A 21,342-nucleotide genomic window follows, 5' to 3' on the forward strand; every position below is an offset into this window, starting at 1 on the left:
ACCACATGCATAACGACAGACTTGCGCGCGCCGCGCTGTCCAGGCTCATGGAGCCGCAGGACGTCGCGGGCCTTGCCCTGGTGCATGTCGCCGGAGCCGAGGACGCCCTGGCGATTGCCACCGGCCAAGTCGGTTACGGCCCCGGGCTGGAACGGGACATCACGGCGACGTTGGCTGAGCACAGTTCGGTCACCTCCTGGGCAGGCCTGGGTGCCGCGCTGAAGCGCTGGGCACCCAGGATTCCCGACCTCGCCCCTGAACGCGACCTGGCCACCATGCAGCGCCTGGGCGGCCGGATGATCATCCCGACGGACGGCCTGTGGCCCCGGCAACTGGACGATCTCGGCCTGCACCAGCCGATCTGCCTGTGGTGGCGGGGCGTAGAGCTCGAACTCCCGCCGGCCGCGAAGGCAGTCGCCCTGGTGGGCTCCCGGGACAGCACCAGCTATGGCGCGTCCGTGACGGGTGACCTTGCGTACTCGCTGGCACAGCGCGGATTCGCAGTGGTCTCAGGCGGCGCTTACGGGATTGATGCCCATGCACACCGCGCGGCCCTGGCGGGCGGTTCGGATGCCATGCCCACGATCGCCGTAATGGCGGGCGGCGTGGACCGCTTCTATCCCTCAGGAAACGAGGATCTCCTGCGGGCCGTGGCAAACCAGGGTGCGGTCCTCGCCGAGGTGCCGCCCGGCTCTGCACCCACCCGCTACCGGTTCCTCCAGCGCAACCGGCTGATCGCGGCCCTTGCGTCCGTCACCGTGGTGGTGGAGGCCCGGTGGCGGTCGGGCGCCCTGAATACCGCCCATCATGCGGAGACCCTGGGCCGCGCGGTCGGCGCGGTTCCGGGCTCGGTGCACAGTGCCAACTCGGCGGGCTGCCATCGGCTGCTGCGCGACGGCGGCGCCGTCTGCGTCACCGACGCCGGCGAGATCGCCGAGCTCGCCTCGCCCAGCGGCCAGTCCTTGCCCGATGAAAAGGGCGGTCAGGCGGCTGATCACGACGGCCTGACGCTTGAGGACCTGATCCTGCTGGACGCGCTCCCGCTGCGGTCCGCGAGCTCGGTCGAGAAACTCTGCACCGTTGCCGGCCTGGGTGCTGAATCCGTGCGCGCTGGCCTGGGCAGGCTGGCGCTGCTGGGGCTGGCCGTGTCCGAGAAAGGCGGCTGGAAGCGCACCAGGCAGTCAGCGTGAAAACTGCCGTCCGGCGCTGTCCCCCTCGCCGGACGGCTGCTGTTTCATGACCAGCGCGCCGTTCCCTGATTCCACCGCAAATGCTGGCACAGTGGGGGAGTGGAGAAACAGGAACTGCCGGCAGCCCTCGCCCGGGCAGTCTCGGGTTTCGGCCGGTACCTGACGGGTGAGCGGGCGCGGTCCGAACACACGGTGCGCGCATACCTGTCTGACGTCTCCAGCCTCCTGGCCTACGCGGCCGGCGAAGGGGTCGCCGATCCTGCCGGACTTGAACTTGGAACGCTGCGGCGGTGGCTGGGCAGCCAGAGCGAGGCCGGTGCATCCCGTTCCACGCTGGCCCGCCGCGCGGCCACGGCGAGGAGCTTCACCGCCTGGGCGCTGCGCGAAGAACTCATCGAGACCGATCCAGCGCTGCGGCTGCAGGCCCCCAAGCGCGACAGCTCACTGCCCGGCGTGCTGCAGCAGCAGCAGCTCACCCGCCTGCTGTCCGACCTCAACGAGGCTGCCCAGAACGGTGATCCCCTGCCGCTGCGCGACCGGGCCATGGTTGAACTGCTGTACGCCACCGGTGTCCGGGTCGGTGAACTGGCCGGCCTGGACGTCGATGACCTCGACCCTGACCGCCGGACCCTGCGCGTGCTCGGCAAGGGCAACAAGGAACGGACGGTGCCTTACGGGCTCCCGGCTGCTGTCGCCGTCGACGACTGGCTGCGCCGCGGGCGCGGGAAGCTGGCTGTCCGGGACAGCGGGCCGGCCCTGTTCCTCGGTGTGCGCGGCCGGCGTGTGGACCAGCGCCAGGTCCGCAGCGTTGTGAAGGTCCTGTTCGACGCTCTCGGCGACACCTCCGCCACGGGGCCGCACGCGCTGCGGCACACCGCCGCCACCCACCTGCTCGATGGCGGAGCAGACCTTCGTGCGGTCCAGGAAATCCTCGGGCACAGCAGCCTTGCCACCACCCAGATCTACACCCACGTCTCCGTGGACCGGCTGCGGAAGAGCTACCAGCAGGCCCACCCGCGCGCCTAGCCCCGTTCGCGCGGCGAATCTTCTACAGCGCGCCGAATTGCACTGGCGTAATTAGACGGCGTACGGCACAATAAGATCCAAGTTCGGCAACTTTCAAGTTGTGCTTGAAGCACTATTTCTCTGCACTCCTTGTCAGCCCGGCAAGAAATTTCATAGATTGGCAGGAATCACCGGCACCACGCGGCGCCCGGCGCAGCAAGTATCCCGTCCATGCAGGTCGTTGGGGAAGACGTACCTACAGCTATGGAGGATGGAATGTCTGTTGCAATGACCCGCGGTGTGCTCTTTATTCACTCGGCCCCTACCGCACTGTGCCCTCACGTTGAGTGGGCCATCGGATCCGTCGTGGACAAGCGCACGGACCTCGAATGGACCCCTCAGCCCGCCGCGCCCGGCATGTTCCGATCGGAACTGTCCTGGACCGGCGCGCAGGGGACAGGTGCGCAGCTGGCGTCCGCCCTGCGCGGCTGGGCGCACCTACGCTTCGAGGTCACCGAAGAACCCAGCCAGGGTGTGGACGGCGGACGCTGGTCCCACACCCCCGAGCTGGGAATTTTCCATGCCGTCACGGACGTGCACGGCAACATCATGGTCTCCGAGGACCGCATCCGCTACGCCTATGAGGCCGGGGCGGGCGAACCCTCCGCCGTTTACCACGAGCTGTCGCTTGCCCTTGGTGAAGCCTGGGACGAGGAACTCGAACCCTTCAGGCATGCCGCCGAGGGCGCGCCGGTCCGCTGGCTGCACCAGGTCGGCTGACGGACCGCACCGGCTAACAGAACAGTTCGCCTGCACGCGGCAGACCGAGCATCCATAGCAACGAAGAAGCCCCCGCCAACCGGCGGGGGCTTCTTCAGCGTTCTGTCAAGCTCAGATCACACACTGCGGATGGCAACGACGGCGTTGTGCCCGCCGAAGCCGAACGAGTTGCTCAGCGCCACAATGTCGCCGGCCGGAAGGGCCCGGGCGGAGGTCACGACGTCGAGCGGGATCTCTGGATCCTGGTTCTCGAGGTTGATCGTGACAGGAGCCTTGCGCTCGTGCACGGCCAGGACCGTCAGGACGGCCTCGACGGCGCCGGACGCGCCCAGCAGGTGGCCCATCTGCGACTTTGTAGCCGAGACTGCAACGTTGTCGACGTGGTTGCCCAACGCCGCCTTCAGCGCCGTGTACTCAGGCTTGTCGCCCACCGGAGTCGACGTGGCGTGCGCGTTGACGTGGACCACGTCCTCGGCCTGGATGCGGCCGTCGAACATGGCAGCCTTGAGCGCGCGGGTGGCGCCCAGGCCTTCGGGGTCCGGTGCCGTGATGTGGTACGCGTCCGCGGTCACGGACGTGCCGGCCAGCTCGCCGTAGATCCGGGCGCCACGTGCGATGGCGTGCTCCTCGGCTTCCAGCACCAGCGCGCCGGCGCCTTCGCCCATGACGAAGCCGTCGCGGTCCAGGTCATAAGGGCGTGAGGCGTGCTCGGGATCGTCGTTGCGGCGGGAGAGTGCCTGCATCGAGGAGAACGCTGCCAGCGGCATCGGGTGGATGGCGGCCTCGGCACCGCCGCACATGACGACGTCGGCCTTGCCGGAGCGGATCAGGTCCAGGCCAAGGTGCATGGCCTCGGTGCCGGACGCACAGGCGGACACAGGGGTGTGCGCACCGGCGCGGGCTCCCAGGTCCAGGCTGACTGCCGCGGCCACACCGTTGGGCATGAGCATCGGAACCGTCATGGGCAGGACGCGGCGGGGGCCCTTTTCCTTCAGCGTGTCCCACGCGTCCAGGAGCGTCCACACGCCGCCGATGCCGGTGGCGAAGGCGACAGCCAGCCTGTCGTGGTCGATGTCGGTGATGCCGGCGTCGGCCCAGGCCTCACGGGCGGCGATGACGCCGAACTGGGTGGACGGGTCCATGCGCTTGGCTTCAACGCGGGTCAGCACGTCGAGGGCAGGGGTGGAGCACCGGGCTGCGAAGTGGACCGGCAGTTCGTACTTTGAGACCCAGTCGTCCTCAAGGGTGCGGGCTCCCGAAACGCCCTTCAGCGCGTTCTGCCACATGGTGGGTACATCGCCGCCGATGGGCGTGGTGGCACCCAGACCTGTAATGACTACTTTGCGTGTCATGGGATCACTCTCTGTCGGTGCGCCTGCCGTGTCCTGTGCTGCTGGCCGGAGGCCGGAGTGGGTGGCGTGCGGAGGAAGTCTGCAAAAATTTAAGGGTGGTGCATCGGCTGGCCGGTCCGGGAAAAGCAGCGTCCGGGCCGGCCAGCCGGGGTCAGCCATAAGGCTGGAGCCTGCAAAGGCTGGTGTTCTAGTTACGCTTGGGCGTTGGAGATGAAGTCCACGGCATCGCCGACGGTCTTCAGGTTCTTGACCTCTTCATCCGGGATGCGGACGCCGAACTTCTCTTCGGCGTTGACGACGATGGTCATCATAGAGATGGAGTCGATGTCCAGGTCCTCGGTGAAGGACTTGTCCAGCTCGACGGCCTCGGGGGCCAGACCGGTCTCTTCGTTGACGATTTCAGCCAGTCCGGCCAGGATCTCTTCGTTGCTAGCCATTGATGGCTCCTTTTCTTGTTATTGCCGGCAAAGGATGCCGGAAATGGGCAAACCGCGGTTGCGGCCTGTGTTTGGGATTGCTACGGAAGGACTACAACCTGGGCGCCGAAGACCAGTCCGGCGCCGAAGCCAATCTGCAGTGCGAGGCCTCCGCTGAGTGCGGGGTTTTCCTGCAGCAGGCGGTGCGTGGCCAGGGGGATCGAAGCTGCGGAGGTGTTGCCCGCGTCAGCGATGTCGCGGGCCACCGTGACGGTCTCGGGGAGCTTGAGCTTCTTGACCATCTCGTCGATGATCCGCATGTTGGCCTGGTGCGGGATGAAGGCCACCAGGTCCTCGGCTTCGATGCCGGCGGCGTCCAGCGCCTGCTGGGCCACCTTCGCCATCTCCCAGACCGCCCAGCGGAACACCGTCTGGCCGTCCTGGCGGAGGGTCGGGTAGAGCTCCTGCGCCTCCTCGAGGAGCGCGAGGTCGCCGGTGGAGTCCGAGCGGCGCGCCGCCAATCCGAGGTCGCGGACATCCAGCATGGAGCGGGTCATGCCGATCGCGTCCCACTTGCTGCCGTCCGATCCCCAAACCGACGGGGCAATCCCGGGGGTGTCCGAGGGGCCGATGACGACGGCGCCGGCACCGTCACCCAGCAGGAACGAGATGGTGCGTTCCCGGTTGTCGATGACGTCGGAGAGCTTTTCGGCGCCAACCACGAGGACGTACTGGGCGGCTCCGGAACGGACCAGTGCGTCCCCCTGCGCCACGCCATAGCAGTAGCCGGCGCAGGCAGCGGAGATGTCAAAGGCAGGCGCCGGCGTGGCGCCCAGGCGGTCGGCGAGGCTGGCAGCAGCCGAGGGGGTGGCGTACGGGTGGGTCACCGTGGAGACGATGACGGCGCCCAGCTGGGACGCCTCGATGCCCGCTTTCTCCATGGCTTCGCGGGCGGCGCCCTCGGCCATGTCAATCACACTGACGTCGGCGGGAGCGCGGTGGCGGGTGATGATGCCGGTGCGCTGGCGGATCCACTCATCGGAGGAATCGATCCACTGGCAGACATCCTCATTGGTCACCAGGACATCGGGGCGGTACGCGCCGATGCCCAGGATCCGGGCGTGCTCGTTGAGCGGAGTCTGCTTCAGTACCGGCGTGCTCATGCCTGTCCTTCCAGTTCTGCGAAGAGTGCAAGGGCCGCGGACAGGTCGTCCGGGGTCTTGACCGCGACGGTCTTGACTCCCGGCATGCCACGCTTGGCCAGGCCGGCCAGGGTGCCCGCGGGAGCGAGTTCAATGACGCCGGTAACGCCCCGGTTCACGAGGGTCTCCATGCAGAGGTCCCAGCGGACGGGCCGGGAGACCTGGGCGATCAGGCTGTCGACGGCGGCAGCGCCTTCCGTGACCTCCTGGCCGTCGAAGTTTGACAGCAGCGGCACAGCGGGTGCCTGGGGCTGCAGTTCCGGGCGGAGCGCCTCGAGGGCGCTCACCGCGGGCGCCATGTGCGAGGTGTGGAACGCGCCGGCGACCTTCAGCGGGATCACGCGCGCCTTGGCGGGCGGGTTCTCCGCCAGGGCCTTGAGCTGATCGAAGGTGCCCGCGGCGACGGTCTGGCCCGCACCGTTGACATTCGCGGGCGTCGCGCCGGCGGCCTCAATGGCAGCGAGGACCTCGGCGGGATCGCCGCCCACCACGGCGCTCATTCCGGTGGGGGTGACGGCAGCGGCAGCAGCCATGCTGTTGGCGCGTTCGCGCACAAAGGTCATGGCCTCTTTTTCGGTGAGCACGCCGGCCAGCGCGGACGCCGTGATCTCGCCCACCGAGTGCCCGGCCAGGATGACCGGCAGGGTGTTGAGTTCGACGTCGAACAGCGACTTGGCGGCCACCAGTCCGGCCGCGACAATCAGCGGCTGCGCGACGGCGGTGTCCTTAATGGTTTCCTCGTCCGACGTGGTCCCGTGCGCAGTGAGGTCAATGCCTGCAATTTCGCTCAGGGAGGCCAGATGGCCTGCTACGGAAGGCAGTTCCAGCCACGGGGCCAGGAAACCGGGGGTCTGTGAGCCCTGTCCAGGGCAGACGATTGCAAGCACGTATCCAGCTTTCCAAATTACCGGGTGATCCATTGGTGTTTCCGTACACCAAGCTCACGGGGTCAGGTTGTAGGAAGTCTACAACGGTTCAGTTCGCGTTCCGCGCGGCAACACGCTCGGCGGCAGGCTTCGGCGGAGTGGACAGCCGCCCCACCACGAGGGCCGCCTGGAGCACAAAAGCCTCCCTTGGGAGCAGCGGATCCCAGCCCGTTACATCGCAAACGCGCTTGAGCCGGTACCGCACAGTGTTTGCGTGGACGAAGAGTTCCCGGGCCGTGGCCTCGAGCGAATGTCCCAGCTCCAGGTAGGTGCCGAGCGTCTCCACGAGCCCGTTGGACGCCGCGAGGAGCGGGCGGTAGATGTTCTTCACGAGCGACCGCCGGGCGGCGTCGTCCCCGGAAATGACACGTTCCGGCAGGAGGTCGTCGGCCGCCACGGGGCGGGGTGCGGCCGGCCAGGCCCGCGCGGCGGTGAGCCCGGCGAAGGCCGACTGGGCCGAGCCGCTGGCTTCCAGCAGCGAGCTTGCCTCCGCTCCGTACACCACCGGACCCGGCGCAAACATCTCGCTGAGCTTCACGTATGCCGTTTCCCGGTCATGGACGCCGCCGAGGATCAGGATGAGGCGGTCACCCTGGATCCCCACGAGCGCATCCTCCGCGTACCGGCCGGCCATGCGGCGCAGCTCGCTCACATAGCTGGCACTGGGTTCCGACGGCGAGTTCCCCACCATGACGGTGAATCGCTCCTGCGCTTTCCAGCCGAGCGCGGCGATCCGGGACCGCAGCGCGTCAGTGTTTTCACCGCGCAGGATGGCGTCCACGATCAGGGCCTCGAGCCGGGTATCCCAGGATCCGCGGGACTCCGCGGCCCGGGCGTAGACATCGGCAGCGGCAAAAGCGACTTCCCGCGAGTACCGCAGGACCGCTTCGCGAAGGGAAGGCTGGTCCGCCTCGGGCGCGATGACCGGAACCTGGTCCTCCACCACCTCCACCACGATCCGGATGAGCTGCAGCGCCTTTTGCAGGCTGATGGACCGGGTCAGTTCCGTGGGAGCGGTCCCGAAAACATCCGAAAGGATCCAGGACGGGGAGCTTGGCCGCTCATACCAGGTAACGAACGCGGCGATGCCGTTCTGCGCGACGAGGCCCAGCGCGGAGCGCTCGTCCGAACTGAGCCGGCTGTACCACGGCAGTGATTTCTCCAGCTGGCGCATGGTGGTGGTGGACAGCTGACCGACACTTGCCCTGAGTTTTTTCAGGGTCTCCGTCTTCTCCGGAGTCATGGTCCGGGAAGACGTTTTGCGCGGTGCAGGGGCAGGGGACGGCTCGGGCATAATTCGAGCATACGGCGCCCGCCGGTCAAGCTCCATTTTGTGCAAAGGCTACAACTTCGGTTGTGCTGCATCACAGCTCTTCGGGCAGGTCCCGGAGTAGCCAACCGGAATGGCCCAAACGAACGACGGCGGCCCCCACCTTGGGTGGGGACCGCCGTCGATATTGGTACCGGTTAGGACTCGCCTCCGGCGTTGCCAGTGGTGCCGGCGTTCACGTTGAGCAGGCGGTACTTCTCGATCGCCTGCGCCGGTGCGTTTCCGTCAACCTCACCCTTGGCCGCGAGCAGCTGCAGGGTCTTCACGACGACGGAGTGGGTGTCGTTCTTGAAGTAGCGGCGGGCGGCGGCGCGGGTGTCGGAGAAGCCGAAGCCGTCGGCGCCGAGGGTGGCGAAGTCGTTCGGGATGAACTGCCGGATCTGGTCCGGGACGGCCTTCATGTAGTCCGAGACGGCGACGACGGGTCCCTGGGCTCCGGCGAGCTGCCGGGTGACGAAGGGTTCGCGGGCGTCCTTGCCGGGGTTGAGGAAGGCTTCCTCTTCGGCGGCGAGGCCGTCGCGGCGCAGTTCGTTCCAGGAGGTGACGGACCAGACGTCGGCGGAGACGCCCCAGTCTTCGGCGAGGATCCGCTGGGCTTCGAGGGCCCAGGGGACGGAGACGCCGGAGGCGAGGATCTGGCTCTTGGGGCCTTCTGCGGGGGAGTCCGCGAGCTTGTAGATGCCCTTGATGACGCCTTCGACGTCGAGGTTCTCCGGTTCGGCGGGCTGGACGATGGGCTCGTTGTAGACCGTGAGGTAGTACATCAGGTTACGGTCGGTGGAATCGTGACCGTACATGCGTTCCAGGCCGTCGCGGACGATGTGGCCCATTTCGTAGCCGTAGGCGGGGTCGTAGGTGACCACGGCGGGGTTGGTGGAGGCCAGCAGGGGGGAGTGTCCGTCGGCGTGCTGGAGGCCTTCGCCCGTGAGGGTGGTCCGTCCTGCGGTGGCGCCGATGATGAAGCCGCGGGTCATCTGGTCGGCGGCGGCCCAGAAGGCGTCGCCGGTGCGCTGGAAGCCGAACATGGAGTAGAACACGTAGACCGGGACCAGGGGTACGCCGTGGGTGGCGTAAGCGGTGCCGGCGGCGGTGAAGGCTGCCACGGCGCCGGCTTCGTTGATGCCGGGGTGGATCAGCTGTCCCTGCGCGGATTCCTTGTAGGCCAGGACCAGGTCCCGGTCCACGGACAGGTAGTTCTGGCCCTTCGGGTTGTAGATCTTCGCCGTCGGGAAGAACGCGTCCATGCCGAACGTGCGGGCCTCATCCGGGATGATCGGCGCGATGTGCTTGCCGAAGTTCTTATCCCTCATCAGGTCCTTGAGCAGGCGGACGAAGGCCATGGTGGTGGCGGCCTGCTGCTTGCCGGAACCGCGCTTGGCCACCTCGTAGGACTTCGCCTCGGGCAGTTCGATGTCGGAGTGCTTCGAGCGCCGCTCCGGAACCGATCCGCCGAGGGCCGCGCGGCGCTCCAGCAGGTACTTGATTTCCGGCGCGTCGGTGCCGGGGTGGTAGTACGGAGGACGGTAGGGGTCCTTCTCCAGCTGCTCATCCGTGACCGGGATCCGCAGGTGATCGCGGAACTTCTTGAGGTCGTCGAGGGTGAGTTTTTTCATCTGGTGGGTGGCGTTGCGGCCTTCGAAGTGCGGGCCCAGGCCGTAGCCCTTGACCGTTTTGGCCAGGATCACGGTGGGTTTGCCCTTGAATTCGGTCGCTGCCTTGTACGCGGCGTAGACCTTGCGGTAATCGTGGCCGCCGCGTTTGAGGTTCCAGATCTCGTCGTCGGACAGGTCCGCGACGAGGTCCTTGGTCTGCGGGGTTTTCCCGAAGAAGTGTTCCCGGACGAACCCGCCGGACTCGGCCTTGTAGGTCTGGTAGTCCCCGTCGGGGGTTTCGTTCATGATCTTCACCAGCGACCCGTCGGTGTCGCGGGTGAGCAGGTCGTCCCATTCCCGGCCCCAGACGACCTTGATCACGTTCCAGCCCGCGCCGCGGAAGAACGCTTCGAGTTCCTGCATGATCTTGCCGTTGCCGCGCACCGGACCGTCCAGGCGCTGGAGGTTGCAGTTGATCACGAAGTTCAGGTTGTCCAGGTTCTCGTTCGCGGCGAGCTGGAGCAGGCCGCGGGATTCGGGCTCGTCCATTTCGCCGTCGCCCAGGAACGCCCAGACCTGCTGGTCGGAGGTGTCCTTCAGGCCGCGGTTGTGCAGGTAGCGGTTGTTCTGGGCCTGGTAGATCGCGTTCATCGGGCCGATGCCCATCGACACGGTCGGGAACTCCCAGAAGCCGGGCATCAGGCGCGGGTGCGGGTAGGAGGAAAGGGCGTGGCCTTCCTTGGACTTTTCCTGCCGGAACCCGTCCAGGTCCTCCTCCGAGAGGCGGCCTTCCATGAACGCCCGGGCGTACATGCCCGGGGACGCGTGGCCCTGGAAGAACACCTGGTCCCCGCCGCCGGGGTGGTCCTTGCCGCGGAAGAAGTGGTTGAACCCGACCTCGTACAGGGTCGCAGCTCCGGCGTAGGTGGAGATGTGCCCGCCGACCCCGATCTCGGGCCGCTGCGCCCGGTGCACCATCACCGCCGCGTTCCAGCGCATGTACGCCCGGTACCGGCGTTCGAACTCCTCGTTGCCCGGGAACTGCGCTTCCTGGTCCACCGGGATCGTGTTCACATAATCCGTGGTGGTCACCATCGGAACCCCGACGCTCTGCGCGCCGGCACGCTGCAGGAGACTGCGCATGATGTATTGGGCACGCTCCGTGCCCTGTTCCCTGATCAACGCATCCAGGGACTCAACCCACTCGGCGGTCTCTTCCGGATCACGATCAGGCAGCTGGTTAGTCAACCCGCTGAGGATATGGGAGGTATCTTCTCCTGCAGCCACGTCCAACCTCTCTTTGCGCGCATTCATCGGCGCACTCAGGTCCGGCAGGGTAGCTGCCCGGCGTGAACGCGTCGTGTGCGTCATATCGGTTACAACAGCCCGGTCATGTGCGCCGGGCAGGGTTCTATCTCGTGTGTATGACTGCCTATTTGTCCGGGGCGGTCGCCCCTCTAGGCATAGTTGTCAACAGTCACTGTAGCTCTGACGGCCTGCGGATGCGTAGCCGTGGCTGAACCCCCGGACGTATTTGACCGTCATACTTGTTGTGTGACGCACAATAAGCCGCACCGCGGCGCACGTAGCTTGAAGCCCGCGCCCAAAGGGTGTTGGCTTGGAGTAATCGAAATCACTATGCACAGGAGGAACACGTGAGCGAGGCCGACGCCGCCACTTCGGTTAATGTGGCGGAAAAATTGGGTTTCAAGGACGGGGATCTGATTCAGGAGTTCGGTTACGACGATGACGTCGACTTCGACTTGCGTGATGACATAGAGGATCTGACCGGGTCAGAGCTCCTGGATGAGGATGATCACGACGTCGTAGACGCCGTGATTTTCTGGTGGCGGGACGGCGATGGCGACCTCGTGGACACCCTGGTCGACTCGCTCACCACCCTTACGGAAGGCGGCGTGGTGTGGGTCCTCACACCCAAGTCCGGCCGCCCGGGCTATGTATCGCCTTCCGATATCCAGGACGCCGCGCCCACCGCAGGGCTGCACTGCACCACGTCCGCTGGCGTGTCCAAGGACTGGAGCGCCACGCGCCTCGTCACCAGGAAGAACAAGTGACGGGACAGGCGGCCGTCGCAGCAGCTGACCTGGCCGAGGTGCCCGCCGTCGGACAGCCGGCGCCGGATTTCACCCTCGTTAACCAGTTCGGCGAACCCGTCCGGCTTGCCGATTACCGCGGACGCAACGTGGTGGTTGTTTTCTACCCGTTCGCGTTCTCCGGCATCTGCACGGGCGAGCTGTGTGAGATCAGGGACAACCTCGCTGTTTTCGAGCACGCCGACGCCGAAGTGCTGGCCGTCTCAGTGGACAGCAAGTTCTCCCTCCGCGCGTACGCAGAGCAGGAAGGCTATGGCTTCAGCCTGCTGGCCGATTTCTGGCCGCACGGGGCAGTCGCCGAAAAATACGGTGTGTTCGACGCGGAAACCGGAATGGCACGGCGGGGAACATTCATCATCGACGCCGGCGGAACGGTCCGCTACGTCGTTGTGAACCCGCGCGGCCAGGCCCGTGACCTTGCCGACTACCGGCGCGTCCTCGCAGAACTGGCCCAGGCCTAGGCGTCAGGGGCCAGTCCATGGATCGGCGGCGGACCGGCATCGGCCTGACAGGGTTCGCCAGCCTGCCGCCCGTCCAGCGTGCCGGGTCATCGGCCGATGACGTCGATGTGCTGGGCGGGATCCGGGATCTGCTGGCCGGGCTGCACCTGGCGCTTCTGACCGGAGCCGGATTAAGTACCGACTCCGGCATTCCGGACTACCGGGGGCCGGACTCGCCCCCGCGCTCACCCATGACCTATCAGGAGTTCGTGGCTGACGCCGCCAACCGCCAGCGCTACTGGGCCCGCAACCATATTGGCTGGTCCCACCTGAGACGGGCCAGCCCCAATGCCGGCCATGCCGCCGTCGCCGTCCTGGAACAACGCGGTCTCCTGACCGGACTGATCACGCAGAACGTGGACCGCCTCCACGAGGACGCCGGAAGTGTCAACGTGGTGGACCTGCACGGACGTTTCGACCAGGTGATTTGCCTGGAGTGCCGCCGCACGTACTCGCGGCACCTGCTCGCCAGGGTTCTGGAAGAGCTCAACCCGGATTTCCTGGACCACGCCTTGAAGTCCGGTCTCATTGAGATGGCCCCGGACGCAGACGCCACAGTCGAGGACCTGCGGCTGATCCGGAGCTTCGTGGTGGCCCGCTGCCCGGCATGCGGCGGTGTCCTGAAGCCGGACTTTGTGTACTTCGGCGAAAACGTCCCCAAGGACCGCGTGGAGCGCGCCTATGCAATGGTGGACGAAGCCGAGGGCCTGCTTGTTGCCGGCTCCTCACTGAGCGTCATGAGCGGGCTGCGGTTTGTCCGCCATGCTGCCAAACAGGGAAAGCCCGTTGTCATCATCAACCGCGGACAGACCCGCGGTGACGACCTCGCCACGATCAAACTCGAAGCCGGCGTCAGCGAGTCCCTCGCCTGGCTGGCGGAAGAATTGCCGGGGCTTGCCCCGGACCCGCCCGATTAGCGTTTGAGGGTTCTGTTCGGGTAGAGTCTATGTTCGTTGGTTGGAGCGCTTCGGTGCGAAAACACTGCGATTGGGTCTTTAGCTCAGCTGGTAGAGCGCCACGTTTACACCGTGGATGTCATCGGTTCGATCCCGGTAGGACCCACCTTGAAAAAACCCCGTTCGACCTCGCAAATCCGCCAGGTCGAGCGGGGTTTTGCGTTTGCCGGCGGATTTCGAATCGATGCCATGGCCGCCTCCAAGTTCTTTACGGAAAAATGTCCGGGCCTGGCCTTAGCCTGCGGGCATGGAACACGTACTTGTGAAGACTTCTGCCGACGGGCAGCCGGGGGCTGTGATCCGCGGCGGCCAGGAATGGACGGTGGGCGCGGAACCGCTGAGATGGTTTGAACGCGTCAGCTGGTGGGAGGCGGAGCGCCGGATGCCGCTGGGACTCAGCCGCGTGGACGTCGAAGTGTGGCGGCTGCAGACCCGGCTGGGACGCAACGCCGGATCAGCGCTGACCACCATGGAGATCGTGCGCGACGGACTTGGCGGCGGGTGGCGGCTGCGGAGCGCCGTTGCGGATGCAGCCTAGAAACGGGGGAGCCCGGAAATTGGATAAGCCCTCCACCGCGACTATTGGGGGATGCCGCGGTGGAAGGCTTGAACTTGAATATACCGTGAACATTCGGAAACACGAAACGAATAAGCGCGTGGCGCGCCGCCCGCTTTTCGCAGCATCCCAGCTTCGTCCCGCCTTCAGGCACCACAAGCCAGCCAGTATGATGGTAGGTGTTCAGTTGACTGGACAATTCCTCGGCATCGCCGCCGGAGCTGGTGGACGATGCGACTTCACGAGTCCCGCTGTCCGGGCGTGTACCGAAAAGGAGAATCATGGCCGATTCCCGCACCACCAAAGCCACCGACGGACTGGGCAGCGCATCCCCCGCGCCGGCCGTGACGCGGGCCGCCGCCGTTCTGGAGTCGCTCGCGGCGTCCGCCACTGGCAGGCTGACCCTCAGCGACCTCGCCCGGGAGCTCGGGATCCCCAAATCGTCAACGTCCAACCTCCTGTTGGCCCTCGAGGAGGCCCGGCTCATCAGCAGGCAAGGTGCCGAATACACGCTGGGGCGCAAGCTGGTTGAGCTGGGTGCCGCCTACCTCAGCCGGATGGACGAGGTCCAGGAGTTCTACCGATTCTGCGAGCAGGCACCCACGCTGTCCGGTGAAACCGTGCGTATCGCGATGCTTGACGGCACCAACGTCATCTATCTGGCGCGCTACGAGGGTCACCCTGCCGTCCGCCTGACGTCCAACATCGGCGACAAGATGCCCGTGTCCCTCTGCGCCGTGGGCAAGGCTCTGATCGCGAAGCTTCATGACCACGACGTTGATGCAATGTTCGCGGACGACGACGAGCTTCCCGTGCTGACGCCCAAATCACTGCGGACGGGTGCGGAGCTGAAGGCCCAGTTGGAGCAGATCCGCGAGCAGGGCTATGCGTTTGAAGATGAGGAATCGACAACAGGCGTGGTGTGCCTGGCTGTGACTGTACCCACCCACGGGGCGCACGGACCCAGCCTCGGCCTGTCAGTCACCGCGCTGAAGGCGACATATTCGCCGGAGCAGGGCGCACAGATGGTAAAGGAGCTGAACGAGCTGGCAAGGTCCCTCGGCAACCCCATGGGTTAAGGACACACCCGCACTATTGGCGCCTCGTTCAATATGTTGTACGCTGTTCAGCATAGTGATCGACGCAACAGTGTTGTCACTACTCACCAGGCCAACGGGGGCCTGGTGTCTTTGAGGGAGTGCTAGTGACAACTCGTACTGATTCACCGCTGGCTGATGCCGACGGCGCCGTCGTCGAACCGGAACAGCTGCGGAGGGCAACGCTTGCCAGCTCCGTAGGCTCCGCTTTGGAGTACTACGACTTTTACATTTACGGCCTGGCCTCGGCCCTCATCTTCGGGCCGCTGTTTTTCAAGCCGCTCGGCGACGAGGGTGCGCTGATCGCATCCTTCGCCACATATGGTGTGGGCTTCGCGGCCCGGCCTTTCGGCGGGATCGTCTTCGGCTATATCGGCGACCGGTTTGGCCGGAAGATGGTGCTGATCCTGACCATCGGCCTGATGGGAGCCGCCAGCTTCGCCATCGGCCTGCTGCCTACCTTTGAGCAGGCGGGAATGCTCGGCGCGATTCTCCTGGTGATACTCCGGATCGTCCAGGGGCTCGGTGCCGGCGCTGAGCAGGCCGGCGCTACAACGCTGATCTCGGAAGTGGCCCCGCCCCGCCGTCGTGGTTTCTTTGCCTCGCTGCCGTTCGTGGGGATCCAGCTGGGCACCCTTCTGGGGGCCGGCACGTTCGCTCTCATCGCAACCGCCAACAAGGACGTCCTCGAGGGCTGGCTGTGGCGTGTACCCTTCCTGGCCAGCGTGATCCTCATTGCCATTGCCGTCTTCATCCGCCTGCGCCTCAAGGAAACCCCGGTGTTCCAGGAGCTGGAGAAGCACAAGAACGTCGTCAAGAACCCGGTGGGCCAGCTCTGGAAGCACTCCAAGAAGAATGTCCTGGTGGGCATCGGCCTGCGCATGGGTGAGAACGGAAACTCCTCCATCTACTCGGCGCTGCTGGTGGCATTCCTGGCAGCGCCGGCGGGTGTTTTTCCCGGCGACAAGTTCATCGGTCCGGTGGGCCTCCTGATCGCCGCCGGCTTTGCCGCCCTCATGGTGGTCACCTTCGGTGCGTTGTCCGACCGCTTTGGCCGCGTCCCGGTCTACCGCTACGGGGCGCTGTTCCAGGCCGTCATCGCCTTCCCGGCTTTCTACCTGGTGACGCTCGGCAACGTCACGCTGGTATGGGTGGTCATGGTGGTTGGCATCGCCCTCGGCGTGCAGTCGATGCTGGGACCACAGTGCCCCCTGCTGCCCGAACTGTTCGGTTCGCAGTACCGTTTCACCGGTGTTGCCATGGCCCGCGAGATTTCCGCTGTGCTGGCCGGCGGCCTGGTGCCACTGGTGGGGGCGGCCCTGCTGGCAGCCACCGGCTACTCGTGGCTGGTCCTGGCGCTCTACTCCCTGGTCCTTGCCCTGATCTCCTTTGTGAGCACCTTCTTCACGCCGGAAACCATGGGCCGCAACCTGGTTGACATCGAGGACGCGCGCTAGGAAGCCGCAGAAGCCAGAAACCACAGCGCGAACGTACATTTGTGGCCCCGCCCGGCAACGGGTTGGGGCCGCAAGTGTACGTTCGCGCTTGGACTGGGGGTCGATTGGGCACGCAAGAGGAGAGCCGGGCAACCCTGTTCACGGGGCTGCCCGGCTCTTCCGGTACTACTGCGGCAGGGTTTAGTAGAAGTGGACCGTGTCCACGAGGTGCGGGAGTTCCCCGCCGTCCAGGAAGGTCCTGAGGTTGCTGCAGAAACGCTCCGCGATCAGGCGGTTCTCGGCGGCGCTCAGGGCCGAGGTGTGCGGCGACACCATGACGCGCGGGTGGTTCCAGAGCGGGCTGTCCTGCGGCAGCGGTTCGACGGCGAACACGTCCAGGCAGGCGTAGGAAACCTGGCCGTTCTCCAGGGCCTCAAGCAAGGCGTCCTCGTCCACCACGGTTCCGCGGCCCACATTCACGAACACCGTGCCGGGCTTCATGGCCGCGAAGATTTCGCGGCTGAAAAGCTTCTCCGTGTACGGGGTACCCGGCAGCGTGTTCACGACGGCGTCGGCCGAGGAAAGGAGGCCGGCCAGGCCGCTGTTGTCCGCGACTTCCTCGATGCCGTCGATCGGCTCTACGGAGCGCTTGGTGCCGCTGACTTTCATGCCGAGGGCCCGGGCAATGCGCGCGGTTTCCAGCCCGATTTCCCCGAGACCCGTGACCACCAGCGAGGACCCGTTGACCAGCCTGGTGGGAATGCGCAGTTCCGGCCACACCCTGGCTGCCTGGTCCTGGGCCAGTTCCGCAGTGCGCTTGAAGCCGTTGAGGATGCCGAGCGCGGCAAACTCCGCGAGGGGCAGTGCATGGACGCCTGCGGAGGTGGTCACCTTGAACTTGTTCAGGGTCCCGGCATCCAGCCCGGATGCCTTCACTGCGCCGCCTGCCCCCGCCGCCATGGCATGGATCCACTGCAGGCGCGGGTTCTCCTTCGCGATCCGCGCCAGGCCTGCAGGGTTCTCGTTTGGAAAGCCGTACAGCACATCGGCTTTGCCCAGCATCGCCCAGTAACGCTCCTCCTGCTCGGGGGTGCGCGTGAAATCGGGGTCGCCGGCATGGTCAGCCGGGAACCGTTCCGGCGGCAGCAGGTCCGGTTCGTAGAGAACGGTCACAGAGGGGTCAACGGCGCGGATGCGCTCCACGAACTCGGCTTCGAGCGGGACGGCGATCGCGACGGTCGTTTCAGTCGTCATGCTGTTCATCATACTGAATGAAGGCTAGAATACTGAACAGATTTCTTTGACCACAACGAAGTGAGGACGCACCTCGATGAACATACAGCGGGCAGGCTTTGTAGGCCTGGGCCTGATGGGCGCGCCCATGGCGGCGAACCTGGTGCAGAAGGGCTGGTCCGTTACGGCATGGAACCGGTCGCCGGGCGCGCTTGAGGATTTCCGGAGCCTCGGCGGCGCGGCAGCAGACAGTGTGGTGCAGCTAAGGGACGAGCCGGTGATCGTTTTCATGCTGCCGGACCTCGCCTACATCGAGGACGCGGCCACCGGCCTGCTGGCGGACTGGCAGTCTTCACCGCCGGCGGCCGGTACGGCTGTGGTGGTCATGAGCAGCGTTTCCCCCACCGCAGTCAGGGCCTTCGGGCATAAGGTCGCGGAGGCCAGTGCAGGCAATGCCGTGGTATTGGACGCGCCGGTCAGCGGCGGGACGAAGGGCGGAATGGAAGGCACGCTGGCCATCATGGCCGGCGCGGACGATGAGGCCGACTTCCGCCGGCTGCTTCCGTTCTTCGAGGCGATGGGCACCACGGTCAGGCTCTTGGGGCCGCTCGGCGCAGGATCGCTGGCAAAGGCCTGCAACCAGTTGGTGGTGGGAACCACGACGGCGGCGCTCGCCGAAGCTGCCGAGGTCGCCGAGCGCTCCGGCGTCGACGTTGCGGCCCTCTACGAGGTCCTGTCCGGCGGTCTGGCCGGAAGCAGGGTGCTGGACCAGGTGGGTCCGCGGATTGCCCGAAAGGACTATGCCCCCACCGGCCCGGCGAAGTTCATGCACAAGGACCTGTCCTTCGTCGTGGAGTCTGCCGACGCGACAGGCGCCGCAGTCCCGATGGCGCGGGCCGGCGTCGAGCTCTACGCCGAGCTGAAACGGCAGGGCCTGGGTGACCAGGACCTGGCCGTTGTGCGGCAAACCATTTCCAACCTCAGCAGGACAGGTGCCGCGGGCGCCACAGAAGGGATCGTTTCATGACTTCACTTTTTGATTTGACCGGGCGGGTTGCTTTGGTGACTGGTTCGAGCCGGGGGATTGGTAACGCGTTGGCGCGGGGCCTGGCTGACGCGGGCGCGACGGTGGTGTTGAACGGGGTCAACGCCGGGCGGTTGAAGGCGGCGGAGGCTGCGATGGCCGCGGATTATGCGCCGGGCCGGGTGCACAGTGTGGCGTTTGACGTCACGGACGACGCCGCCGCGCAGGCCGGGGTGGCGTGGGTCGAGGAGCACGTGGGCCCGTTGGAGGTATTGGTGAACAATGCCGGGATCCAGCACCGGGTGCCGATGCTGGAGCTGGATGTGGCGGACTGGGAGCGGGTGCTCTCGACGGATCTGACGAGCGCGTTCCTGGTGGGCCGGGCTGCGGCGAGGCACATGATCGGCCGGGGGCACGGGAAGATCATCAATATCTGTTCGGTGCAGACGGACCTGGCCCGGCCCACGATTGCCCCGTATGTGGCGGCGAAGGGCGGGCTGCGGAACCTGACGCGGGCGATGACTGCGGAGTGGGCGGGGTCGGGGCTGCAGATCAACGGGATCGCGCCGGGGTATATCCATACCGAGATGACGCAGAACCTGGTGGACGACGAGGCGTTTAATGCGTGGATTCTGGGCCGGACGCCGGCGGCGCGGTGGGGTACGGTGCAGGATTTGGCGGGTCCGGCGGTGTGGCTGGCCTCGTCCGGGTCTGATTTCGTGAACGGGCAGACGATCTTTATCGACGGCGGAATGACGGTGGTGGTCTGATGACAACAGCGGTGAACAGTGTTCTGCCGGTGTCGGGTCCGGCGGTGGTCGCGCACGGCAAGGGCGACCTGCGGATCGACGAGGTCCCGCTGCGGGCGCCGGGACCGGATGAGGCGGTGGTGGAGGTCCTGTTCGGGGGGATTTGCGGGTCGGACCTGCATTACTGGCTGCACGGTGCGGCGGGGGAGTCGATCCTGAAGGCCCCGCTGGTGCTGGGGCATGAGATCAGCGGCCGGATCGTCAAAGCAGCGGCCAATGGTGAGGGCCCGGTGGCGGGCACGCCGGTGGCGGTGCACCCGGCCACCCCGGGCCCCGGCGACGGGTCGGTGCGGTACCCGCAGGAGCGGCCCAACCTGTCGCCGGGGTGCACGTACCTGGGGTCGGCGGCGCGGTTCCCGCACACGGACGGGGCGTTCAGCCGGTACGTGAACCTGCCGGTGCGGATGCTCCGGGAACTGCCCGAAACATTGGATTTGCGGACCGCGGCGCTGATCGAACCGGCCAGTGTGGCGTGGCATGCGGTGTCCCGGGCCGGGGACGTGGCCGGCAAGACCGCCCTGGTGATCGGGTCCGGCCCGATCGGGGCGCTGACCGTGGCCGTGCTCAAACGCGCCGGCGCGGCCCGGATCGTCGCGGTCGACATGCACGACAAACCGCTGGAGATCGCCACGGCGGTGGGCGCGGACGAGGTCCTGCACGCCGCGGACGCCGAGGCGATCGCCGCGGTGCAGGCCGACGTCGTGATCGAATCCTCTGGCAACCACCACGGCCTGGCCTCCGCGATCACCGGCGCGGGCCGGGGCGGGACCGTGGTCATGGTCGGGCTGCTGCCCACCGGGCCCCAGCCGGTCCTGATCTCCCTGGCCATTACCCGCGAACTGGACCTGAAGGGCTCGTTCCGGTTCAACGACGAAATCGACGAGGTCATCACCGCCCTCGCCGACGGCACCCTGAACATCGGCCCGGTCATCACCCACGACTACCCCGTCACCCACGCCCTCGAAGCCTTCGGCACCGCCCGCAACTCCGCCCAATCCGGCAAAGTCCTCCTCAACTTCGGAGGTTAGGGGCACAGGCCAGGCGGCGGACCGCAGATCGGAGACCTAGGCGGACTGGGTCCGCCGCTGCAGCGGAACGAACACCCGCGGCTGCTCAACCCACACGGGCTCCATTTCCGAGATGGTGCGGCGCATGATCCTGCTTGACGCCTCACGGGCCTCTGCCGCATGTCCGCCGAAAATGGCTTCGGCCACGTCCAGGTGCCACTGCAGCGTCAGGTCCCGCGGGCGGTCCGGCATGAGCCCATGCACGGTGCGGCCGGTGAGGGTCTCGGCCACCTGGCCTACGAGGTTGGCGAACATTTCATTGCCCGAGCCGCTGAGCAGCAGGGAGTGGAACTGGATGTCCAGCTCAAGGAAGCGGGGAACGTCGCCCGCCTTGCCGGCGTCGCGCATGGCCAGGGCAACGTCGAGCAGTTCCTGCCGCAGCTCCTGCGGGGCATTGACCGCTGCGAGTTCCGCGGCCACGGGTTCGACGGCGGAGCGGAGCTCCGCGAGGGAACGCAGCTGGGCGCCGCGTCCTTCCCCGGCCAGCCGCCAGCGGATCACAAGCGGATCAAACGGGTTCCAGCGGTGGGCCGGCAGGACTTTGATGCCGACGCGTTTGGTGGTCTCCACCAGGCCCAGGGACTGCAGCACGCGGACTGCCTCCCGGATCACCGAACGGGACACCTGCAGTTCATCCTCCAGCTGTTCCGCGAGCATCACGTGCCCTGGCGGAAGGCTGCCGTCGACGATTCTGGTACCCAGGTGCTCGACGGCACGGTGGTGGAGGCTGGTTGACATAGTGGTAAGCATAATCGGC

General features: G+C 66.4%; 20 protein-coding genes and 1 tRNA gene. 13 read left to right on the forward strand and 8 right to left on the reverse strand.

Annotation, left to right across the window (positions count from 1 at the left end; all coding sequences use genetic code 11):
• Nucleotides 1–5 precede the first annotated feature (5 nt).
• The 3 genes from dprA to ACFUTU_RS07665 all read left to right on the forward strand — a co-directional run bounded on the left by dprA (nucleotide 6) and on the right by ACFUTU_RS07665 (nucleotide 2,975).
• Complete coding sequence (gene dprA, locus ACFUTU_RS07655) at nucleotides 6–1,190, forward strand: DNA-processing protein DprA (RefSeq protein ID WP_377962830.1); 1,185 nt, start codon at nucleotides 6–8, stop codon at nucleotides 1,188–1,190.
• A gap of 99 nt (nucleotides 1,191–1,289) precedes the next feature.
• Nucleotides 1,290–2,216 carry a tyrosine recombinase XerC gene (locus ACFUTU_RS07660; protein WP_377962832.1) on the forward strand — a complete coding sequence of 309 codons (927 nt, stop codon included), beginning with the start codon at nucleotides 1,290–1,292 and terminating at the stop codon, nucleotides 2,214–2,216.
• A gap of 255 nt (nucleotides 2,217–2,471) precedes the next feature.
• Nucleotides 2,472–2,975 (forward strand): DUF3145 domain-containing protein, encoded by a 504-nt coding sequence (locus tag ACFUTU_RS07665; protein ID WP_377962834.1) that lies wholly within the window; start codon nucleotides 2,472–2,474, stop codon nucleotides 2,973–2,975.
• A 116-nt stretch (nucleotides 2,976–3,091) separates the two neighbouring features.
• On the opposite strand, the gene fabF is transcribed toward ACFUTU_RS07665, so the two are convergent.
• The 6 genes from fabF to aceE form a co-directional block, all read right to left on the reverse strand.
• Entirely contained in the window at nucleotides 3,092–4,327 is a 1,236-nt protein-coding gene (fabF, locus tag ACFUTU_RS07670; RefSeq protein WP_377962836.1) for a beta-ketoacyl-ACP synthase II, read from the reverse strand.
• A 191-nt stretch (nucleotides 4,328–4,518) separates the two neighbouring features.
• A complete protein-coding gene (locus ACFUTU_RS07675; protein WP_003806076.1) occupies nucleotides 4,519–4,764 on the reverse strand; it encodes an acyl carrier protein in 246 nt (81 codons plus the stop codon).
• Nucleotides 4,765–4,844: 80 nt separating this feature from the next.
• Entirely contained in the window at nucleotides 4,845–5,906 is a 1,062-nt protein-coding gene (locus tag ACFUTU_RS07680; protein ID WP_377962838.1) for a beta-ketoacyl-ACP synthase III, read from the reverse strand.
• Nucleotides 5,903–6,832 carry an ACP S-malonyltransferase gene (locus tag ACFUTU_RS07685; protein ID WP_377962840.1) on the reverse strand — a complete coding sequence of 310 codons (930 nt, stop codon included), beginning with the start codon at nucleotides 6,830–6,832 and terminating at the stop codon, nucleotides 5,903–5,905. The genes ACFUTU_RS07680 and ACFUTU_RS07685 overlap by 4 nt, the downstream gene beginning before the upstream one ends.
• 88 nt (nucleotides 6,833–6,920) lie before the next feature.
• The gene (locus tag ACFUTU_RS07690) at nucleotides 6,921–8,165 is read right to left on the reverse strand and encodes a PucR family transcriptional regulator (protein WP_377962842.1); all 1,245 of its coding nucleotides are present in this window, start codon (nucleotides 8,163–8,165) and stop codon (nucleotides 6,921–6,923) included.
• Between the two features lie 173 nt (nucleotides 8,166–8,338).
• A complete protein-coding gene (aceE, locus tag ACFUTU_RS07695) occupies nucleotides 8,339–11,107 on the reverse strand; it encodes a pyruvate dehydrogenase (acetyl-transferring), homodimeric type (protein ID WP_377962949.1) in 2,769 nt (922 codons plus the stop codon).
• Between the two features lie 341 nt (nucleotides 11,108–11,448).
• Here aceE and ACFUTU_RS07700 point away from each other — a divergent pair, with 341 nt between their 5' ends.
• From ACFUTU_RS07700 to ACFUTU_RS07730, 7 genes are all read left to right on the forward strand, one after another.
• Nucleotides 11,449–11,868 carry a DUF3052 domain-containing protein gene (locus ACFUTU_RS07700; protein ID WP_087873741.1) on the forward strand — a complete coding sequence of 140 codons (420 nt, stop codon included), beginning with the start codon at nucleotides 11,449–11,451 and terminating at the stop codon, nucleotides 11,866–11,868.
• Nucleotides 11,865–12,368, forward strand: coding sequence for a peroxiredoxin (locus ACFUTU_RS07705; RefSeq protein WP_377962844.1), 504 nt, complete (start codon nucleotides 11,865–11,867; stop codon nucleotides 12,366–12,368). Before ACFUTU_RS07700 ends, ACFUTU_RS07705 begins: the two co-directional genes overlap by 4 nt.
• 17 nt (nucleotides 12,369–12,385) lie before the next feature.
• Nucleotides 12,386–13,324, forward strand: a complete 939-nt coding sequence (locus ACFUTU_RS07710) for an NAD-dependent protein deacetylase (protein WP_377962846.1) — start codon at nucleotides 12,386–12,388, stop codon at nucleotides 13,322–13,324.
• A 72-nt stretch (nucleotides 13,325–13,396) separates the two neighbouring features.
• A tRNA-Val gene (locus ACFUTU_RS07715) sits at nucleotides 13,397–13,469 on the forward strand.
• A 141-nt stretch (nucleotides 13,470–13,610) separates the two neighbouring features.
• Nucleotides 13,611–13,901, forward strand: coding sequence for a hypothetical protein (locus ACFUTU_RS07720; protein ID WP_377962848.1), 291 nt, complete (start codon nucleotides 13,611–13,613; stop codon nucleotides 13,899–13,901).
• Nucleotides 13,902–14,200: 299 nt separating this feature from the next.
• A complete protein-coding gene (locus ACFUTU_RS07725; protein WP_377962850.1) occupies nucleotides 14,201–14,998 on the forward strand; it encodes an IclR family transcriptional regulator in 798 nt (265 codons plus the stop codon).
• A 125-nt stretch (nucleotides 14,999–15,123) separates the two neighbouring features.
• A complete protein-coding gene (locus tag ACFUTU_RS07730; protein ID WP_377962852.1) occupies nucleotides 15,124–16,473 on the forward strand; it encodes an MFS transporter in 1,350 nt (449 codons plus the stop codon).
• Between the two features lie 180 nt (nucleotides 16,474–16,653).
• Here ACFUTU_RS07730 and ACFUTU_RS07735 read toward each other — a convergent pair whose 3' ends face one another.
• Nucleotides 16,654–17,718: a D-2-hydroxyacid dehydrogenase gene (locus ACFUTU_RS07735; protein WP_377962854.1), complete on the reverse strand. Its 1,065-nt coding sequence runs from the start codon at nucleotides 17,716–17,718 to the stop codon at nucleotides 16,654–16,656.
• A 64-nt stretch (nucleotides 17,719–17,782) separates the two neighbouring features.
• On the opposite strand from ACFUTU_RS07735, the gene ACFUTU_RS07740 reads away from it, so the two are divergent.
• The 3 genes from ACFUTU_RS07740 to ACFUTU_RS07750 are packed head-to-tail and all read left to right on the forward strand — an operon-like array spanning nucleotide 17,783 to nucleotide 20,546.
• Nucleotides 17,783–18,712, forward strand: a complete 930-nt coding sequence (locus ACFUTU_RS07740) for an NAD(P)-dependent oxidoreductase (protein ID WP_377962856.1) — start codon at nucleotides 17,783–17,785, stop codon at nucleotides 18,710–18,712.
• Entirely contained in the window at nucleotides 18,709–19,479 is a 771-nt protein-coding gene (locus tag ACFUTU_RS07745) for an SDR family oxidoreductase (RefSeq protein WP_377962858.1), read from the forward strand. Before ACFUTU_RS07740 ends, ACFUTU_RS07745 begins: the two co-directional genes overlap by 4 nt.
• A complete protein-coding gene (locus ACFUTU_RS07750) occupies nucleotides 19,479–20,546 on the forward strand; it encodes an L-idonate 5-dehydrogenase (protein ID WP_377962860.1) in 1,068 nt (355 codons plus the stop codon). The genes ACFUTU_RS07745 and ACFUTU_RS07750 overlap by 1 nt, the downstream gene beginning before the upstream one ends.
• A gap of 36 nt (nucleotides 20,547–20,582) precedes the next feature.
• Here the strand turns inward: ACFUTU_RS07750 and ACFUTU_RS07755 are convergent, their stop codons facing one another.
• Nucleotides 20,583–21,323 carry a FadR/GntR family transcriptional regulator gene (locus tag ACFUTU_RS07755; protein ID WP_377962862.1) on the reverse strand — a complete coding sequence of 247 codons (741 nt, stop codon included), beginning with the start codon at nucleotides 21,321–21,323 and terminating at the stop codon, nucleotides 20,583–20,585.
• Nucleotides 21,324–21,342 lie beyond the last annotated feature (19 nt).

Origin of the sequence: Arthrobacter sp. NPDC057388 (genome assembly GCF_042668165.1) — a bacterium.
Lineage (GTDB): Bacteria > Actinomycetota > Actinomycetes > Actinomycetales > Micrococcaceae > Arthrobacter.

Coding starts and splice junctions, on each gene's coding strand:
- dprA (WP_377962830.1), top strand. CDS start 6: ATGCATAACGACAGACTTGCGCGCGCCGCGCTGTCCAGGCTCATGGAG.
- ACFUTU_RS07665 (WP_377962834.1), top strand. CDS start 2,472: ATGTCTGTTGCAATGACCCGCGGTGTGCTCTTTATTCACTCGGCCCCT.
- fabF (WP_377962836.1), bottom strand. CDS start 4,327: ATGACACGCAAAGTAGTCATTACAGGTCTGGGTGCCACCACGCCCATC.
- ACFUTU_RS07675 (WP_003806076.1), bottom strand. CDS start 4,764: ATGGCTAGCAACGAAGAGATCCTGGCCGGACTGGCTGAAATCGTCAAC.
- ACFUTU_RS07680 (WP_377962838.1), bottom strand. CDS start 5,906: ATGAGCACGCCGGTACTGAAGCAGACTCCGCTCAACGAGCACGCCCGG.
- ACFUTU_RS07690 (WP_377962842.1), bottom strand. CDS start 8,165: ATGCCCGAGCCGTCCCCTGCCCCTGCACCGCGCAAAACGTCTTCCCGG.
- aceE (WP_377962949.1), bottom strand. CDS start 11,107: ATGAATGCGCGCAAAGAGAGGTTGGACGTGGCTGCAGGAGAAGATACC.
- ACFUTU_RS07710 (WP_377962846.1), top strand. CDS start 12,386: ATGGATCGGCGGCGGACCGGCATCGGCCTGACAGGGTTCGCCAGCCTG.
- ACFUTU_RS07720 (WP_377962848.1), top strand. CDS start 13,611: ATGGAACACGTACTTGTGAAGACTTCTGCCGACGGGCAGCCGGGGGCT.
- ACFUTU_RS07725 (WP_377962850.1), top strand. CDS start 14,201: ATGGCCGATTCCCGCACCACCAAAGCCACCGACGGACTGGGCAGCGCA.
- ACFUTU_RS07735 (WP_377962854.1), bottom strand. CDS start 17,718: ATGATGAACAGCATGACGACTGAAACGACCGTCGCGATCGCCGTCCCG.
- ACFUTU_RS07740 (WP_377962856.1), top strand. CDS start 17,783: ATGAACATACAGCGGGCAGGCTTTGTAGGCCTGGGCCTGATGGGCGCG.
- ACFUTU_RS07745 (WP_377962858.1), top strand. CDS start 18,709: ATGACTTCACTTTTTGATTTGACCGGGCGGGTTGCTTTGGTGACTGGT.
- ACFUTU_RS07750 (WP_377962860.1), top strand. CDS start 19,479: ATGACAACAGCGGTGAACAGTGTTCTGCCGGTGTCGGGTCCGGCGGTG.
- ACFUTU_RS07755 (WP_377962862.1), bottom strand. CDS start 21,323: ATGTCAACCAGCCTCCACCACCGTGCCGTCGAGCACCTGGGTACCAGA.